This is a genomic window from Ruegeria aquimaris, assembly GCF_025751555.1.
Classification (GTDB): Bacteria; Pseudomonadota; Alphaproteobacteria; order Rhodobacterales; family Rhodobacteraceae; genus Ruegeria_B; species Ruegeria_B aquimaris.
Map to the genome: position 1 here is coordinate 180,972 of NZ_JAOWLB010000005.1, position 16,673 is coordinate 197,644.

Consider the following 16,673-nt stretch of genomic DNA (forward strand, 5'->3'; position numbering starts at 1 on the left):
TTCTCCCGGTTTTGGGGTGTCAGCCCTGAAGGCTGCGCACCTCGATATCGCCTTCGGCCTGCGCCTTGATCGCCAGGGCGGCGGCATGGCTGCCGGCGGCGGTGGTGAAATAGGGGATCTTGTCGTAGAGCGCGATGGAGCGGATGGCCTTGCTGTCGCTCACCGCCTGGGCGCCTTCGGTGGTGTTCATCACCAGATGCACCTGCCCGTCTTTCAGCATGTCGCCCACGTCGGGGCGGCCTTCGTAGACCTTGTTCACCACCGCGCAGGGCACGCCGTGACCGGCGAGCCAGCTTTGGGTGCCGCGGGTCGCCACGAGGGTGAAACCCTGATCCACCAGCACCTGCGCAGCCTCGAGCATGGCGGCGCCCTTGTCGGCATCCTTGATCGAGATGAAGGCGCAGCCCGAGGACGGCAGCACCATGCCCGCGCCCATCTGCGCCTTGAGGAAGGCGCGCGCAAAGGAGCGGTCCCAGCCCATCACCTCGCCAGTGGAGCGCATTTCCGGGCCGAGGATGGTGTCGACACCGGGGAAGCGGGCGAAGGGCAGCACCGCCTCCTTGACCGAGAACCAGGGCATGTTGGGATCGGCCAGCGTCATCTGGTCGGCGATCTTGGTATCCTCGCCCTCCTTGTAGGGGGGGCGCATCGGGAAGGCGCCGAGTTTCTCGCCCGCCATGACACGCGCGGCGATGGAGGCGATAGCCGAGTCCGTGGCCTTGGCCACGAAGGGCACGGTACGGCTGGCGCGGGGGTTGACCTCGATCAGGTAGATCTCGTCCTGCCCCTGCTCATTGGCCTTGATCGCAAATTGCACGTTCATCAGGCCGACCACGTTGAGGGCGCGGGCCAGCTTGTTGGTCTGGTCCTTGATCTGCTCGATGATCTCGGGCGAGAGCGAATAGGGCGGCAGCGAACAGGCGCTGTCGCCGGAGTGCACGCCCGCCTCTTCGATATGCTGCATGATGCCCGCGACATGCACCGCCTCGCCATCGCAGAGCGCGTCCACGTCGAGTTCGACCGCGCCCGAGAGATAGCTGTCGAGCAGCACCGGGCTGTCGCCCGAAACCACCACCGCCTCGGCGATGTAGCGGCGCAGCTGATCCATGTCGCGCACGATTTCCATGGCGCGCCCCCCCAGCACGTAAGAGGGGCGGATCACCAGCGGGAAGCCGATAGTCTCGGCAATCGCCAGTGCTTGGGCATCGGTCGAGGCGATGCCGTTCTTGGGCTGTTTCAGGCCCAGACGGTTGACCAGATCCTGGAACCGCTCACGGTCTTCGGCAAGGTCGATGGCGTCGGGCGTGGTACCCAGGATCGGGATACCCGCCTGTTCCAGCGCATTGGCGAGTTTCAGCGGGGTCTGGCCGCCGAATTGCACGATGACGCCGTGCAGGGTGCCGTTCTGCTGCTCGACCCGCAGGATTTCCATCACATGTTCAAAGGTCAGCGGTTCGAAATAGAGCCGGTCCGAAGTGTCATAGTCGGTCGACACGGTTTCGGGGTTGCAGTTGACCATGATGGTTTCGTAGCCGACATCGGTCAGCGCGAAACAGGCATGGCAGCAGCAATAGTCGAACTCGATCCCCTGCCCGATCCGGTTGGGACCGCCACCCAGAATGACCACCTTCTTGCGGTCGGAGGGGCGCGCCTCGCATTCCACCTCGCCCATCATCGGGGCCTCGTAGGTGGAGTACATATAGGGGGTCTGCGCCTCGAACTCTGCGGCGCAGGTGTCGATCCGCTTGAACACGGCGGTGACGCCCAGGTTGTGGCGGGCGCGGCGCACATTGTCCTCGTCGCGGCCGGTGAGCTTGCCCAGACGCGCGTCGGTGAAGCCCAGCATCTTGAGCGCGCGCAGGCCTTCCTCGTTGGTGGGCAGGCCGGTCTTGCGCAGGGTGCGTTCTTCTTCGACGATCTCGCGGATGCGGGCCAGGAACCAGGGATCGAACTTGGTGACGCCAAAGATCTCGTCATCCGACAGCCCGTGCCGCATCGCCTGGGCGATGGTGCGCAGCCGGTCGGGGGTCTGGCGGCTGATCGCCTTGATCACATGCGCCTTGTCGTCCGCGCCTTCGACCGCATCCCAGAGGCCGACGGAGAGGCCGGGAATGGTAACCTCGTCAAAGCCTGTCAGGCCCGATTCCATCGAGGCCAGCGCCTTTTGCATCGATTCGTGGATGGTGCGGCCGATCGACATCGCCTCGCCCACCGATTTCATCGCGGTGGTGAGGTAGGGTTCCGATCCGGGGAACTTCTCGAAGGCGAATTTCGGGATCTTGGTGACGACATAGTCGATGGTCGGCTCGAAGCTAGCCGGTGTCACCTTGGTGATGTCATTGTCCAGCTCGTCGAGCGTATAGCCCACCGCCAGCTTGGCCGCGATCTTGGCGATCGGGAAGCCGGTCGCCTTAGAGGCCAGCGCGGAGGAACGCGACACCCGCGGGTTCATCTCGATCACTACCATGCGGCCGTCATCCGGGTTCACCGCCCATTGCACGTTGGAACCGCCGGTTTCGACCCCGATCTCGCGCAGCACGGCAATGGAGCCGTTACGCATGATCTGGTATTCCTTGTCGGTCAGCGTCAGCGCCGGGGCCACGGTGATAGAGTCGCCGGTATGCACGCCCATCGGGTCGACGTTTTCGATCGAACAGACGATGATCGCATTGTCCGCCTTGTCGCGGACAACCTCCATCTCGTATTCCTTCCAGCCCAAGAGGCTCTCGTCGATCAGGATCTGCGCCACCGGCGAAGCTTCGAGACCCGACCGGCAGAAATGCTCGTAATCGTCGCGGTTATAGGCTACGCCGCCGCCGGTGCCGCCGAGGGTAAAGGCGGGACGGATGATCGCGGGCAGGCCGATTTCCTCGAGCGCGTCCATCGCCTGGGCCAGGCCCGCGCGGATGTCGTATTTGCCTTTGTCGTTCTTGGGGGCCGACACGATGGTCGCCTTGGGGTTTTCCAGCCCGATCCGGTCCATCGCCTCGCGGAACAGTTTGCGATCCTCGGCCATTTCGATGGCATGGCGCTTGGCGCCGATCATCTCGACCCCGAATTTCTCCAGCACCCCCATCTCTTCGAGCGCCAGCGAGGTGTTGAGGCCGGTCTGCCCGCCCATGGTGGGCAGCAGCGCGTCGGGGCGCTCTTTCTCGATGATCTTGGCGACCACCTCGGGGGTGATCGGCTCGATATAGGTGGCATCGGCCAGGCCCGGGTCGGTCATGATCGTCGCCGGGTTCGAGTTCACCAGGATCACCCGATAACCCTCTTCGCGCAGCGCCTTGCAGGCCTGTGCGCCGGAGTAGTCGAATTCACAGGCCTGCCCGATGACAATTGGCCCGGCTCCAATGATCATGATCGACTGGATGTCGGTTCTCTTCGGCATGGCTGGCCCCTTTGATTTTCTAGCGAGTCACGAGCGCCCGCCCAGCGCTCAAATTGTCGTGCGTTATAGGCGCCTCGGGGAAAGGTGCAAGAGGGATCGGAAAGCGGCGTGAATTTGCCGCTTTCGACTCTTTCGCCCGGGCGCGAAATCTCTATACCGCCTGCTCACGCCAAATGGCAGTGCAGACGGAGACCGGCAGTGCAGCTTCGCTTTGATCATGGGCCGTGTGGGCCGGGGACCGGATTCGCCAACCCGCTGGATGTGATCCGGGCGGATAGCGCCGATCAGGTGCCGGATGCGCTGGCCGCGCTGGACCGCGCCTGCGCCTCGGGGGCCTGGCTGGCGGGCTATGCCAGCTACGAGCTGGGTTATGCGCTGGAGCCGCGCCTTTTGGCGCGTATGCCCGGGGGCCGGCGCGTGCCGCTCTTGTGTTTTGGGGTCTATGGCGGGCCGGAGACGCTGCCGCTGGCGGACCCGGCGGGCGGCATCACGGATTTTGCGCCGCGCTGGTCCGAGCCGCGCTATACCCGCGCGTTCGACCGGGTGAAGCGGGCGATCGGGGCGGGTGACATCTATCAGGCGAACCTGACCTTTCCGGTCGATCTGCAAGTCACGGGCGACAGCGCCGCGCTTTATGCCGCCCTGGCCGCGCGCCAGCCGGTGGGCCACGGGGTGCTGGTGACGCAACCGGGCCTGCCCGATATCCTCTGCCGCTCGCCCGAGCTGTTCTTTCGCACCGATGCGGCCGGGCAGATCGAGACGCGCCCGATGAAGGGCACCCAGCCGCGCAGCGACAATCCGGCCGAGGACGCGCGGCGCCGCGCCTGGCTGGCGCGCGACGAAAAGAACCGGGCCGAGAACCTGATGATCGTCGATCTGTTGCGCAACGATATCAGCCGGGTAGCGCACCCCGGATCGGTGCATGTGCCCGAACTGTTCCAGGTCGAGACCTATGCCACCGTGCATCAGATGGTCTCGCGCGTCGGCGCGCGGTTGCGGGACGATGTGGCGCTTTCGGATATCCTACGGGCGTTGTTCCCCTGCGGTTCGATCACCGGCGCGCCCAAGATCCGCGCCATGGAGATCCTGGCCGATCTGGAACCCTGGCCGCGCGACATCTATTGCGGCAGCATCGGCTGGGCCGCGCCCGACGGGCGGTCGGAATTCAACGTGGCGATCCGCACCCTGCTGGTCGATGCGGGCGGCGCCACGCTCAATCTTGGCGGCGGTGTGGTCTGGGACAGCACCGCCACATCGGAATACGAGGAGGCGCTGTGGAAAGCCCGCTTTGCCCGCCAGCTGACCCTGGCTTTCGCCTGATCGAGACACTGGGCTGGCACCCGGACGAAGGACCGCGCCGGGGTGCCTTGCATCTGGCGCGCATGGGGCGGTCCGCCGCTGCACTGGGGATGCGCTTTGACCGGACAGAGGCCGAGCGCCTGCTGGCCGGGATCACCAGCCCTACACCGCTGCGCTGCCGCCTGACGCTTGATGCGGGCGGAACCCTGGCGCTGGAGACCGCGCCGCTGGCCCAGGGGGCGCCACACTGGCGTGTGGCGATCCTGCCGGACCGGCTGGAGGCGCGCGATCCCTGGCTGTGCCACAAGACCACGCAGCGCGCGCTTTACGACCGCGCCCGCGCCGCCCTGCCTGCGGGCATCGACGAAGGGCTGTTTCTGAACATGGCGGGCGCGCTTTGCGAGGGCACCATAACCAATGTCTTTGTCGATACCGGAGAGGGCCTGCTAACGCCGTCTCTGGCCGCCGGTCTGTTGCCGGGTGTGCTGCGCGCCGAATTGCTGGCATCAGGTCAGGCGCGCGAGGCCGATCTGACGCCCGAAGACCTGCATGCAGCCCAAGCGCTCTATTGCGGCAATTCCCTGCGCGGGCTGATCCGCGCCACGCTCGTCGCCAGCGCGTAACCCGCTCTTTCCTCTTGCTGAAAATATCCCGGGGGTGAATTGGCCAAAGGCCAAGAGGGGGCAGCGCCCCCTGCCCCGCTCAAGACACCGGGTTCGGAAGATCGCGCCCCGCGACAAAGGCCGCCACGTTGTCCAGCGCCATGTGACCCATGCCGGTGCGGACCTCCTCGGTGGCGGTGCCCAGATGCGGCAGCAGCGTCACCTGTTCCATCGCGCGCAACGCCTCGGGCACCTTGGGTTCGAATTCGTAGACGTCGAGCCCTGCCCCAGCGATCTGGCCCGCCGAGAGCGCGGCAATCAGCGCTGCCTCATCCACCACCTCGCCGCGGGCGATATTGACCAGAATGCCCGAAGGTTTCATCGCAACCAGAACCTGCGCGTCGATCAGGTGCCGGGTCTCGGCCCCGCCGGGCACGGCCACCACCAGGAAATCGACCGCCCCGGCCAGGGCCGCGAGGCTGTCCATCCGCGTTGCCGGGAAATCCACGTCCTTGGAGCTGCGCGCCACATAGGAGACCTGCATGCCGAACCCGAAATGGCAGCGCCGGGCGATGGCCTGGCCGATCCGGCCCAGACCGACGATGCCCACATGTTTGCCGGTCACATGGTGGCCCAGCATCTGGGTCGGGTGCCAGCCTTCCCAGCGACCCGAGCGGACCAGCCGCTCACCCTCACCCGCGCGGCGCGCGGTCGTCAGCAGCAGCGTCATCGCGATATCCGCCGTGGCATCCGTCACCGCGCCGGGCGTATTGGTCACCGCCACCCCAGCGCCGCGCGCTGCCGCCACGTCGATATGGTTGTAGCCGACGCCGAAATTGGCCAGCAGCCGACAGCGTGGCTGAGGCGCCTGCGCGAAGATTTCAGCGCTGAACAGATCGCCCAGAGTGGGCACCACCACGTCAAATTCGCGCAGGGCCCGCAGCATCTCGACCTCGGTCATCGGCGCGGTGCTGGTGCGGATCTCGGTATCGAACTCGGCCCGGGCGCGGGTTTCGACGGCGGCCGTCATGGGCCGTGCGATCAAGAGCTTCATCAGTGCATCCTCCCGCCCAGCGGCACCTTGCCATCCGGGCCGATCAATACGATTTCGCCGTTCTCGTCAGGCAGGCCAAGCACCAGCACCTCGGACATGAACTTGCCGATCTGGCGCGGCGGGAAGTTGACCACCGCCATCACCTGTTTGCCCACCAATGTCGCCGGGTCGTAATGCGCGGTGATCTGGGCCGAGGTCTTGCGCTCGCCGATCTCGGGACCGAAATCGATCCACATCTTGATCGCGGGTTTGCGCGCCTCGGGGAAGGCTTCGGCGCGGATCACCTCGCCCACGCGGATATCGACCTTGAGAAAGTCGTCAAAGGAAATCTCAGCCACGGGACAGCTCCCTGGATCGGTTGGTGGCGGCGGCGACGGCGCGCGTCAGCAAGCCGGGAAAGCCGGTCTGAGGCTCCATCAGCACCTCAAGCGCCGCCTGGGTGGTGCCATTGGGTGAGGTCACGTTGACGCGCAGCTGGGCGGGGTCCTCGTCTGCCGCCTCGGCCAGGGCGCCTGCGCCCGCCACGGTGGCCTTGGCCAGCTGCATCGCCAGATCGGCGGGCAGGCCCTGGGCGGTGCCGGCGGCGGCCAAAGTCTCGATCAGGTGGAACACATAGGCGGGGCCCGAGCCGCTGACGCCGGTGACGGCATCCATCTGATCCTCGCGCTCCAGCCGCACGGTCTGGCCCACCGCTTTGAGCAGCGCCTCGGCCAGGTCGAGATCAGCGGCAGAGGTGCGGGCATTGCCGATGAGCGCGGTGATACCGCGCCCGATGGCGGCGGGTGTGTTGGGCATGGCGCGCACGATCGGGGTGTCGGCGCCAAGGATCTGTTCGTAGGTGGCGATCGAGGTTCCGGCGGCGACCGAGACAAAGAGCGTGGTGCCGTTGCCCAGCGCCTGCATCTGCGGCAGTGCGGCGCCCATCATCTGCGGCTTGACCGCGATCAGCACGATGGCCGGATCACCGGGCAGCTCGGCGTTCACATGCACGCCCTGCGCCCGGACCCAGTCCGAGGGATAGGGGTCGATCACCCAGACCGAGCTTGCGGGCAGCCCGCCCTCGAGCCAACCGGCGAGCATCGCCGATCCCATCTTGCCACAGCCCAGCAATACCAGCCCGCGGCGCGCGATATCAGACATGTCCACGTTGTGCCCCTCTCCTGTCATCCGGTTCGGGGCACAGGTTTACGCCCGGCCATAAGCCTCTGCAATGGCGACCTGCATCGCGTCGGCAGGGGTGCGGTTGCCCCAGACCATCAGCTGGATCGCGGGATAATAGCGCTCGGCGCTTAGCACCGCCGCGTTGATCATCGTGTCGATCTGTTCGGGGCTGGCGACCTGACCGCCTGCCAGCACCAGGCCGTAGCGATAAACCATCAGGTTCTGCGCCGCCCAATAGGTGAAGGAGCCCGCCCAGCATTGATCGTTCATCGCGTTGAGGAGTTCATAAAGCTGCGGCAGCTTCTCCGCCGGTGGCTCCATCTCGAAGGTGCAGATCAGGCGCAGGGTTTCGTCATAGCCCGACCAGGCCAGTGTCAGCGAATAGGTGCGCCATTGGCCTTCGACCGCCATGGCGATCTGATCGTCGCCAATCCGGTCGAAATCCCACTCGTGATGCTCGGCCAGATGCTCGACGATGTCGATCGGATGGATGTCTTCTTCGAGATAATGTTCGGACAGGGCCATGGTGCCACCTCACTGATCTCTAGCGGTGCGGGGCGGGTAGCGCCCCCAGCGCTAGGTGCCTGCTCAACAGTCCGGGGGTATTCCCGCCGCCTGTACTAGATATGGTGATACTCAAAGCGTTGTCTGGCAACCCTTTATTTGGGGATAAGCGCAATAAGTTGTGGATGGGATGAATGTTGGCCCGAAATAACGGCAGGTGCGAATTCAGGTCAATGGACCAGTTCGCGCCAGAAAACCGGGAGCAGAAGCACCAGGAAGGTCATCATTTCCAAGCGTCCGAGGTACATGGCAAAGGCCAGAACCAGTTTGACCGGATCGCTCAGCATGGCGAAGTTACCGGCAGGCCCGATATGAGCGCCGACGCCGGGGCCGACATTGGCCAGCGCCGTCAGCGCGCCGCTGGTCGCGGTCAGCAGGTCGAGCCCCATCAGGCCAAGGACAAAGGTGGTGATCGCAAAGGTCGCGGCAAACAGAACAAAGAAGGCAACCACGCCGCTCAGGACATCTTCGGGGACGGGCCGCCCCTCGTACCGGACCGAGATCACCAGGTTCGGCGTCTGTACCCGCTTGAGCTGTACCGCGATGGCCCGGCCCAGGAGCAGCCAGCGCATCGCCTTGGTGCCACCGGCGGTGGAGCCGGTGCAGCCGCCCACCGCCGTCAGCACAAAGAAGGCGGCAACCGCGAAACTGCCCCAGAGCGTGTAATCGGTGGTCGCGTATCCCGTGGTGCTGACCACCGAGACCACGTTGAAGGCGACGAGGCGCAAGGCCGGTTCGAGGCTCATGTGACGGGTCACCATCAGCCACAGGGTCAGTACCCCGATCACCATCGCCAGGCTGGTCAGCATCGCGCTGACCTGCTCGCTGCGGTAAAGCCCACGGCGCAGAACCCGGATATACCAGGCGAAGGGCAGGCACCCGAACAGCATGAACAGCGTCGCCGACCATTGCAGGAACGGGCTTTTGAAATGGCCGAACGAGGCGTCGTAGCCGGAGTAACCGCCAGTCGACAGGGTCGTCATGGCATGGGTCACCGCGTCGAAGAGGGTCATCCCGCCAACAAGGTAGGTCAGCGCGCAGATGGCGATCAGCGCCAGATAGATCTTTAGCGTCGCCGAGGCGAACATGGCGGCGCTGCGCATTTCCTTTTCGCCCTTGTCCGAGCTTTCGGTGCGGAAAAGCTGCATGCCGCCGACCCGCAGCATCGGCAGAAGCGCGATACCGGTGACGATGAAACCGACGCCGCCCACCGCCTGAAGCACGGCGCGCCAGAGGATCACCCCTTTGGGCGTTGTGTCCAGCCCGACCATCACGGTGGATCCGGTGGTGGTGATGCCGGACATCGCCTCGAACATCGCGTCCACCGGGGTCATTGCCCAGAGGTAGAGCGGCACGGCCCCTGCGATGGCGGCAGTCAGCCAAACTGAAGAGGTCAACACGAAACCGTGCAGGCGGTGAACGCCCGAAAGCCCAGAGGAGGCAGAAATGCTGAGCGCGATCCCCAAAGCCCCGGTCAGCAGCGCGGCAGAGCCGAATGCGGGCCCGGTTTGGGGAAACAACAGCGCGTCGATCCCCATCAGCACGGCGAAAACCGACAGCACCAGCCCATTCACGAAGATGACGAAGCTCATGACCGGGGCCGCCGGGCTTGAACTTTGGAACCGGACGACCGGAGCGCGCCCGGTACGCGGCAGAGATGCACAGAGGTGGTCCTTGGACAGGCTGGTGATCTTTCACCAAGCCTGAAATGCGGCGCCGCAGCAAGCGGATTCACATCATGGAAACATGACGTGATCGACAATCGCCTTTTGGCGGGTCACTTGCCCTGTTTTGCCTCGAGCGCGGCAATTCGGGCGGCCAGCGCCTCGTTCTCTTCACGCGCCTTCTGGGCCATGGCGCGCACGGCGTCGAATTCTTCTCGGGTGACGAAATCGCGGTCGGCCAGCCAGCGGTCCATCAGCGATTTCATCGCCGTTTCGGCCTCGTCCCGCGCGCCCTGGGCCACGCCCATCGCGTTGGTCATCAGTTGCGAGATATCGTCCAGAAACTTGTTGCGGGTCTGCATCGGTCTTCTCCGTGTCGAAGTTGGCCTCTATATGGGCAACAATCGAGCCAGGCTCAAGGTTGACTTGTGCCGCAGGCCAAGGGCATTGAGGCGCATATGCAGGCAGTACTGAATTTCCCCGACATCTCCCCCGAGCTTTTCTCGATCTCCGTCTTCGGGATGGAATTTGCGCTGCGCTGGTATGCGCTGGCCTATATCGCCGGGATCCTGATCGCCTGGCGGCTGGCGGTGGCCGCCGTCCGGCGTCCGCGGCTCTGGCCGGGCGATACCGCGCCGATGAGCGCGCAACAGGTCGAGGACCTGCTGACCTGGATCATCCTGGGTGTGATCCTGGGCGGGCGGCTGGGGTTCGTGCTGTTCTATCAGCCGGCCTATTACCTGGCCAACCCGGCGGAAATCCTGATGGTGTGGCAGGGCGGCATGGCCTTTCACGGCGGTCTGCTGGGCGTGGTTGCGGCGGCCTGGATCTATGCCGCAAAGCACGGCATCGGGCGGCTTCAGATGGCCGATCTGGTGGCGCATACGGTGCCGCCGGGGCTGCTTTTGGGGCGGCTTGCGAATTTCATCAACGCCGAGCTTTGGGGGCGCCCGTCGGACCTGCCCTGGGCGGTGATCTTTCCCGGTGCGGCGGCACAGGAATGTCCCGATGTTGCAGGGCTCTGCGCGCGCCATCCCTCGCAGCTTTACGAGGCGGCGCTGGAGGGCGTTTTACTGGGCGCCCTGGTTCTGTGGCTGGTGTGGCGGCGCGGGGCGCTGAAACGGTCGGGCGTGGTGACCGGCGTCTTTCTGGCGGGATACGGGCTGGCGCGGTTCATCGTCGAGTTCTTTCGCCAACCGGATGCGCAATTCGTCAGCCTCGGCAATCCGCTGGGGCTGGCCTGGCAGATCAACGGCTATGGTCTGACCATGGGTCAGGCCCTGTCGCTGCCGATGATCGCATTGGGCCTGTGGCTGATCCTGCGGGCGCGGCGGGGGGCGGCATGAGCCTGCGCGCGCTGCTGCTGGAACGTATCGCCACGCAGGGGCCGATGAGCCTGGCCGATTACATGTCGGAATGCCTGCTGCACCCTGTTCATGGCTATTATGCGACGCGCGACCCGCTGGGCCGGAGCGGCGATTTCACCACCGCGCCGGAAATCAGCCAGATGTTCGGGGAGCTGATGGGACTGGCGCTGGCGCAGGCCTGGATGGATCAGGGCAGCCCGGCCCCGTTCGTGCTGGCCGAGCTGGGACCGGGCCGGGGCACGCTGATGGCCGACGCCCTGCGCGCGACGCGCGCAGTGCCGGGATTTCACGAAGCTGCGCGTGTCCACCTGGTCGAGGCCTCGCCCGTTCTGCGCGCCGAGCAGGCCAAGCTGCTGGCCCGGTTTGCGCCGGTATGGCGGGATGACATGCAGTCGCTGCCGCAGCTGCCGCTGTTCTTGATCGCCAACGAGTTTTTCGATGCCCTGCCGATTCGCCAGTTTGTGCGGGAGGGCGCGCAGTGGCGCGAACGTCTGGTGGGCGCGCGTGGGCAAATGCTCTGCCTGGGCCTGGGTGCGGCGGTGGCGCAGCCCGGGCTGCGCGAGCGGCAAGAAGACACCCGCGATGGCGATCTGGTGGAGCTTTGCCCATCGGCCCCGGTCATCGTGGCAAGGATTGCCGAACGGATCGCGGCACGGGGGGGCGCCGCGCTGATCGTCGACTATGGCGACTGGCGGTCGCTGGGGGATACGTTTCAGGCGTTGCAAAACCACCAAGCCGCCGATCCCTTTGCCGAGCCCGGTCAGGCCGACCTGACCGCGCATGTCGATTTCGAGGCGCTGGCGCTGGCCGCCCGGGGTGGCGGATGCGCCCATTCAAGGCTGACCCCGCAGGGCGTGTTCCTGGAACGGCTGGGGATCACGCCGCGTGCGCAACACCTGGCGGACCGCCTGACGGGACCGGAGCGCGACCTGCTGGTTTCCGCACATCGCAGGTTGACGCACCCCGATGAAATGGGAAACTTGTTCAAGGTGCTGGGACTGTTTCCCAGCTCGGCCAATCCGCCTCCGGGACTGGAAAGATGACGCTCGAGATACTGACCGCTGACAGCCTGTCCTTTGTGCGCCACGGCTTCTTCACCCGCCGGGGGGGCGCCTCGTCGGGTGTGTTCTCGGGGCTGAATTGCGGCACCGGCTCGTCGGATCAGACCGATGTCGTTGCCCTGAACCGGGCGCGGGTCGCGGATGCGATGGGTTTGAACGGCACCCCCCTGCAAGCGGTGCACCAGGTGCATTCGAACACGGTGGTGAGGATCAGCGAACCGTTGCAAGACAAGCCGCGCGCCGACGCGATGGTCACCAATGTGCCCGGTCTGGCGCTGTCGGTTCTGACGGCAGATTGCCAGCCGGTGCTGTTTGCGGATCGCGACGCGGGCGTCATCGGCGCCGCCCATGCCGGCTGGCGCGGGACGCTGGACGGCGTGCTGGAGGCCACGCTGGACGCGATGGAGGATCTGGGCGCCGCGCGGGAGAACGTGGTGGCTGTCATCGGCCCGTCGATCTCGCAGCAGGCCTATGAGGTAGGACCGGAGTTCTTCGAGACCTTCTTTGACGAAGACGCTGAAAACGCGAGGTTCTTTGCCAATGGTTCCGGCGACAGGATGATGTTCGACCTGCCTGCCTATGGGCTGTCGCGGTTGCGCAACGCCGGTATCGGAGAGGCGGAGTGGACCCGCCATTGCACCTATTCGGACGCCGATCGCTTCTATTCCTACCGGCGCGCGACCCATGCCGGTGAGGCCGACTATGGCCGCCTGATCTCGGTCATCCGTCTCTGAGGCATCGGCAAGCGCGGTGTGCGCGCGCCACTGCCACATTGTTGCCCCGCTTTGACGCGGTGGCGGACGGTGGCTGGAATTTCCCCGGCGGGATTTCACCTTGTTTTTCAGGGCAGGAAATCAAAACATCACCCGATCGCACAACTTTTCCCCGGCATCTCCTTGTCGCCTAATTTTCAAGGAACGGCCCCAGACCTGCCTCAAACCTCTGTCAATTTACTGTGAAGCAAGTTCGAAACCGCGCCAGCGGCACCAGGCAGGAGAATTCAGATGGCCAAAACACGCTTCGTCAAATCCGTGATCGCAACCGCGGCCAAGACCGAAGTCCAGATGCCCTGGTCGCGTGGCGCGCGCCGCGCGGCGATGATCGCGCGTCGGAAAGCCATTGAAACATTGCCCCAGGTCCGTTCGGCCTGAGCATGAGACACCCCTGGAGGGCCGCTGCTTGCCCCTCCGAGGACCCGGGACCGGACGCTGCCCCTGACCGGCCCGGCACAAGAGCCCGCCTCGCCACACGTGGCGGGGCGGGTCTGGGGCAAAGGTAATGAGTTCGGGCGATAACACGTCCAGTTGGAAACAGTTTTGCAGGGAATCACTTATTGGCCACCGGAACGCGCCTTTTCTGACGGTTTTTTTGACAATTTGAACCGTAGCAAGGCATGTTTCAGCCGATCAGATGAGGACAACACGTCCGTCTGACGTCGTCGGTGGGGGCCGATGCAGATGCGACCCGAAATGGAAAGGGCCGAATAGCCATGACGATCCCCCACTCGCTTGCGCGCGCCGCACGCAATGCTTTGCATACCAGTCCGCTGTTGCAGGATCCGGCTGCGCTCCGTGCGCCGCAGCGCCCCCAGATGCGCCGCTACGAGGTGAGCACGCTTCTGGGCAAGGGGAACGTCGTTCAGACCCGCCATATCGCCCCTGCCCTGCCCTTGTTCGAGGACGCCTTTTGCGCCTTTTCGCGCGGTTCGCTGGTCGATACCGATTGCGGCCCGATGGCGATCGAGGACCTGTTGCCCGGCGACCGGGTGATCATTCAGGACGGGTCGGCGCAGGAGGTGCTGTGGAAAGGCTCTACCGTGATCGTGCCGGGCCGCGTTTCGGCGACCGGCCGCGAATACAAGCTGACCCGAATCATGGCGGATGCGCTTGGGATGCAGCGTCCCTTGTCGGGTGTCGTCGCGGGCCCTTCGGCCCGGTTGCTGGCAACACCCGGGCATCTGCGCGCCCTGGCCGGTGATCAGCCGATGCTGACCCCGATCCAGCATTTTGTGGATGGCATGGGGATCATCGAAACCGCGCCGCCGACACCGGTCGAAGTGTTTCACATCTGCCTGCGCCGCCATGGGGTGATCCGGGTCGATGGGTTGCAGTTCGAGACCTATCACCCCGGCGTGCAGGCGGTTCGCGTTCTGAGCCACGCCATCCGGTCGCTCTATCTGAACCTGTTTCACCATATCGACCAGCTGACCGATTTTGGTCCGCAAGCGTTTCCGCGCGCGGGCGATGGTGAGATCGACGCAATCTCGGCGTGAGAGGGAAAAATGGGTCTGTTGATTAACTGGTTGCTTTGTACGATCGCCGCCCTGGCTCTGCCGCCCATTGCCGGGCGACAGGGCCAGACTCCGGTCGCTATGCCAAACGGCTCAACCGCGCCTCAAGCACGTCGAAGGGAACGCCCGGCTCGTCCTTCGCGCCACGAATGACCAGCGAGGTCTTGACGCTGGCGACATTCGGGGTCGACAGAAGCTGACCGGTCAGAAAGCTCTGGAAGCTGCTGAGGTCGGGCGCCACGCATTTGAGCATGAAGTCCACCTCGCCGTTCAACATGTGGCATTCGCGAACCAGCGGCCAGTTGCGGCATCTCTCTTCAAAGGCGTTGAGCTCGACCTCGGCCTGGCTTTCCAGCCCGACCATGGCGAAGACCTGCACCTCGAACCCCAGTTCGCGCGCGTTCACCTCGGCGTGATAGCCACGGATCAACCCCTGTTCTTCGAGCGCGCGCACCCGCCGCAAGCAGGGTGGCGCCGAGATTCCCACCCGTTTCGCCAGCTCGACGTTGGTCATCCGTCCATCGGCCTGTAGTTCCGCCAAAATCTTGCGGTCAATTTCGTCCAGTCGATGCGCGACCATGAACAACTCCCGTTTTTTGCAGTTCTTATAGCAGCAGGCCGCGGCTGCGCAATATTATTTCCCGGTTGGGCAATTTTCTGATTTCATGCGCTTTTGCATCGCCGTGGAAAATGGCGATCCCGCCAAAGGCAAAGCGAGACACGACCATGTGCAAAGGGGTTTAAGACCGCGCCCCGGACCGCTATATGCGATCCTCGACAGGCGGGATGCCGCCAAGCCAATTGAATGGGGATATCATGGCCGAGACACGCCACACCAGGGTTCTGATCATCGGGTCCGGACCTGCCGGATATACCGCCGGCGTCTATGCCAGCCGCGCCATGCTGCAACCGATCCTGGTGCAGGGGATCGAGCCGGGTGGCCAGTTGACCACCACCACCGAGGTCGAGAACTGGCCCGGCGATACCGAGGTGCAGGGCCCCGACCTGATGGTACGGATGGAGGCCCATGCCAAGGCGATGGGCTGTGAGATCATCGGCGATATCATCACCTCGCTCGATACCTCGGCGCGCCCCTTTGTCGCCAAGGGCGACAGCGGCACCACCTATACCGCCGACGCGGTGATCCTCGCAACCGGCGCGCGGGCCAAATGGCTGGGGATGGAGAGCGAGGAGAAATTCAAGGGATTTGGCGTCTCCGCCTGCGCCACCTGTGACGGTTTCTTTTACCGCGGACAGGAGATCGTGGTGATCGGCGGCGGCAACACCGCGGTCGAAGAGGCTTTGTTCCTGACCAACTTCGCCTCCAAGGTCACGCTGATCCACCGCCGCGACGAGCTGCGCGCCGAAAAGATCCTGCAAGATCGCCTGTTCAAGAACGAAAAGATCGTGCCGCTCTGGTTCCACGAACTGGCCGAGGTCTATGGCACCGACAGCCCGCTGGGCGTCGAAGGGATCAAGGCGCGCAACGTCAAGACCGGCGAGATCACCGACATCCCCTGCAAGGGCGTATTCGTGGCCATCGGCCACGCGCCCGCCAACGAATTGGTCAAGGATGTGCTGGAGCTGCACAATGGCGGTTATGTGACGGTGAAACCCGGCTCGACCGAGACCTCGATCCCCGGCATCTTTGCCGCCGGCGACCTGACCGACCACAAATACCGCCAGGCGGTGACCAGCGCCGGCATGGGCTGCATGGCCGCGCTCGATGCGGAACGGTTCCTGGCGGAGCAGGAGTGATCCGGTGATCCCCTTCTCCGGCACCGTCTGGAGAATACTGTTCGCCGATCAGGCCGGGGCGCCCACCGCCCCGGCCCGTGCGCCCCAGGGGCGCTTTCACCATTCCGGCCAATCGGCGCTTTATGCCTCGCTGACGCCCGAGGGCGCGGGCGTGGCGATCCGGCGCTATGTGGGTCCGCAGGACCCGCCCCGTGTGATCCTGCCGCTTTTGGTGACCGGCGCCCGGCTGGCCGATTTGCGCGGCCGCCCCGAGGTTTCGGTTGTCTGGCAGGATATCCACGAAGCCGGTGCCCCCTCACCCACCTGGGCATTCTCCGACGCCGCGCGCGCGGAAGGCGCGCAGGGTCTGCTCTATTCCTCGCGCTCGCGCCCGGACCTGACCCATATCGTTCTGTTCGATCTGCGCGCGCCTTTGGTCTGTCAGTCCGGAGACGCCAGCCCTTGGTTTGCGTCTACCTGACCCGG

The 16,673-nt window shown here is 64.9% G+C and carries 17 protein-coding genes; 9 read left to right on the plus strand and 8 right to left on the minus strand.

Going from position 1 to position 16,673, the window contains the following annotated elements:
* Positions 1-19: 19 nt before the first annotated feature.
* Positions 20-3,388: a carbamoyl-phosphate synthase large subunit gene (gene carB / locus OE747_RS09840; RefSeq protein WP_263828433.1), complete on the minus strand. Its 3,369-nt coding sequence runs from the start codon at positions 3,386-3,388 to the stop codon at positions 20-22.
* 198 nt (positions 3,389-3,586) lie between these two features.
* Here carB and OE747_RS09845 point away from each other — a divergent pair, with 198 nt between their 5' ends.
* Together OE747_RS09845 and OE747_RS09850 are read left to right on the plus strand one after the other, a co-directional pair.
* Positions 3,587-4,708, plus strand: a complete 1,122-nt coding sequence (locus tag OE747_RS09845) for an aminodeoxychorismate synthase component I (RefSeq protein WP_263828434.1) — start codon at positions 3,587-3,589, stop codon at positions 4,706-4,708.
* The gene (locus tag OE747_RS09850) at positions 4,663-5,310 is read left to right on the plus strand and encodes an aminotransferase class IV family protein (protein ID WP_263828435.1); all 648 of its coding nucleotides are present in this window, start codon (positions 4,663-4,665) and stop codon (positions 5,308-5,310) included. Before OE747_RS09845 ends, OE747_RS09850 begins: the two co-directional genes overlap by 46 nt.
* Before the next feature lie 79 nt (positions 5,311-5,389).
* Here the strand turns inward: OE747_RS09850 and OE747_RS09855 are convergent, their stop codons facing one another.
* The 6 genes from OE747_RS09855 to OE747_RS09880 all read right to left on the minus strand — a co-directional run bounded on the left by OE747_RS09855 (position 5,390) and on the right by OE747_RS09880 (position 10,094).
* A complete protein-coding gene (locus OE747_RS09855) occupies positions 5,390-6,343 on the minus strand; it encodes a 2-hydroxyacid dehydrogenase (RefSeq protein WP_263828436.1) in 954 nt (317 codons plus the stop codon).
* Complete coding sequence (locus OE747_RS09860; protein WP_263828437.1) at positions 6,343-6,681, minus strand: tRNA-binding protein; 339 nt, start codon at positions 6,679-6,681, stop codon at positions 6,343-6,345. Before OE747_RS09860 ends, OE747_RS09855 begins: the two co-directional genes overlap by 1 nt.
* Positions 6,674-7,489, minus strand: coding sequence for a pyrroline-5-carboxylate reductase (gene proC / locus OE747_RS09865; RefSeq protein WP_263828438.1), 816 nt, complete (start codon positions 7,487-7,489; stop codon positions 6,674-6,676). The genes OE747_RS09860 and proC overlap by 8 nt, the downstream gene beginning before the upstream one ends.
* A gap of 39 nt (positions 7,490-7,528) precedes the next feature.
* Positions 7,529-8,029 carry a type III secretion system chaperone family protein gene (locus tag OE747_RS09870; protein ID WP_263828439.1) on the minus strand — a complete coding sequence of 167 codons (501 nt, stop codon included), beginning with the start codon at positions 8,027-8,029 and terminating at the stop codon, positions 7,529-7,531.
* Between the two features lie 209 nt (positions 8,030-8,238).
* Positions 8,239-9,660, minus strand: coding sequence for a TrkH family potassium uptake protein (locus OE747_RS09875; protein ID WP_263828440.1), 1,422 nt, complete (start codon positions 9,658-9,660; stop codon positions 8,239-8,241).
* A 185-nt stretch (positions 9,661-9,845) separates the two neighbouring features.
* Positions 9,846-10,094: an accessory factor UbiK family protein gene (locus OE747_RS09880; protein WP_263828441.1), complete on the minus strand. Its 249-nt coding sequence runs from the start codon at positions 10,092-10,094 to the stop codon at positions 9,846-9,848.
* Between the two features lie 96 nt (positions 10,095-10,190).
* Here OE747_RS09880 and lgt point away from each other — a divergent pair, with 96 nt between their 5' ends.
* From lgt to OE747_RS09905, 5 genes are all read left to right on the plus strand, one after another.
* Positions 10,191-11,078, plus strand: a complete 888-nt coding sequence (gene lgt, locus OE747_RS09885; RefSeq protein ID WP_263828442.1) for a prolipoprotein diacylglyceryl transferase — start codon at positions 10,191-10,193, stop codon at positions 11,076-11,078.
* Positions 11,075-12,142, plus strand: a complete 1,068-nt coding sequence (locus tag OE747_RS09890) for a class I SAM-dependent methyltransferase (RefSeq protein ID WP_263828443.1) — start codon at positions 11,075-11,077, stop codon at positions 12,140-12,142. Before lgt ends, OE747_RS09890 begins: the two co-directional genes overlap by 4 nt.
* Positions 12,139-12,894 (plus strand): peptidoglycan editing factor PgeF, encoded by a 756-nt coding sequence (gene pgeF / locus OE747_RS09895; RefSeq protein WP_263828444.1) that lies wholly within the window; start codon positions 12,139-12,141, stop codon positions 12,892-12,894. The genes OE747_RS09890 and pgeF overlap by 4 nt, the downstream gene beginning before the upstream one ends.
* A gap of 270 nt (positions 12,895-13,164) precedes the next feature.
* On the plus strand, positions 13,165-13,311 hold the full coding sequence (locus OE747_RS09900; protein ID WP_263828445.1) for a hypothetical protein: 147 nt from the start codon (positions 13,165-13,167) through the stop codon (positions 13,309-13,311).
* Between the two features lie 338 nt (positions 13,312-13,649).
* Entirely contained in the window at positions 13,650-14,432 is a 783-nt protein-coding gene (locus OE747_RS09905; protein ID WP_263828446.1) for a Hint domain-containing protein, read from the plus strand.
* A 97-nt stretch (positions 14,433-14,529) separates the two neighbouring features.
* Here the strand turns inward: OE747_RS09905 and OE747_RS09910 are convergent, their stop codons facing one another.
* On the minus strand, positions 14,530-15,030 hold the full coding sequence (locus OE747_RS09910) for an Lrp/AsnC family transcriptional regulator (protein ID WP_263828447.1): 501 nt from the start codon (positions 15,028-15,030) through the stop codon (positions 14,530-14,532).
* 236 nt (positions 15,031-15,266) lie between these two features.
* On the opposite strand from OE747_RS09910, the gene trxB reads away from it, so the two are divergent.
* Positions 15,267-16,208, plus strand: coding sequence for a thioredoxin-disulfide reductase (trxB, locus tag OE747_RS09915; protein WP_263828448.1), 942 nt, complete (start codon positions 15,267-15,269; stop codon positions 16,206-16,208).
* Positions 16,209-16,212: 4 nt separating this feature from the next.
* Positions 16,213-16,668 (plus strand): RES family NAD+ phosphorylase, encoded by a 456-nt coding sequence (locus OE747_RS09920; protein WP_263828449.1) that lies wholly within the window; start codon positions 16,213-16,215, stop codon positions 16,666-16,668.
* The last annotated feature ends 5 nt before the right edge of the window (positions 16,669-16,673 follow it).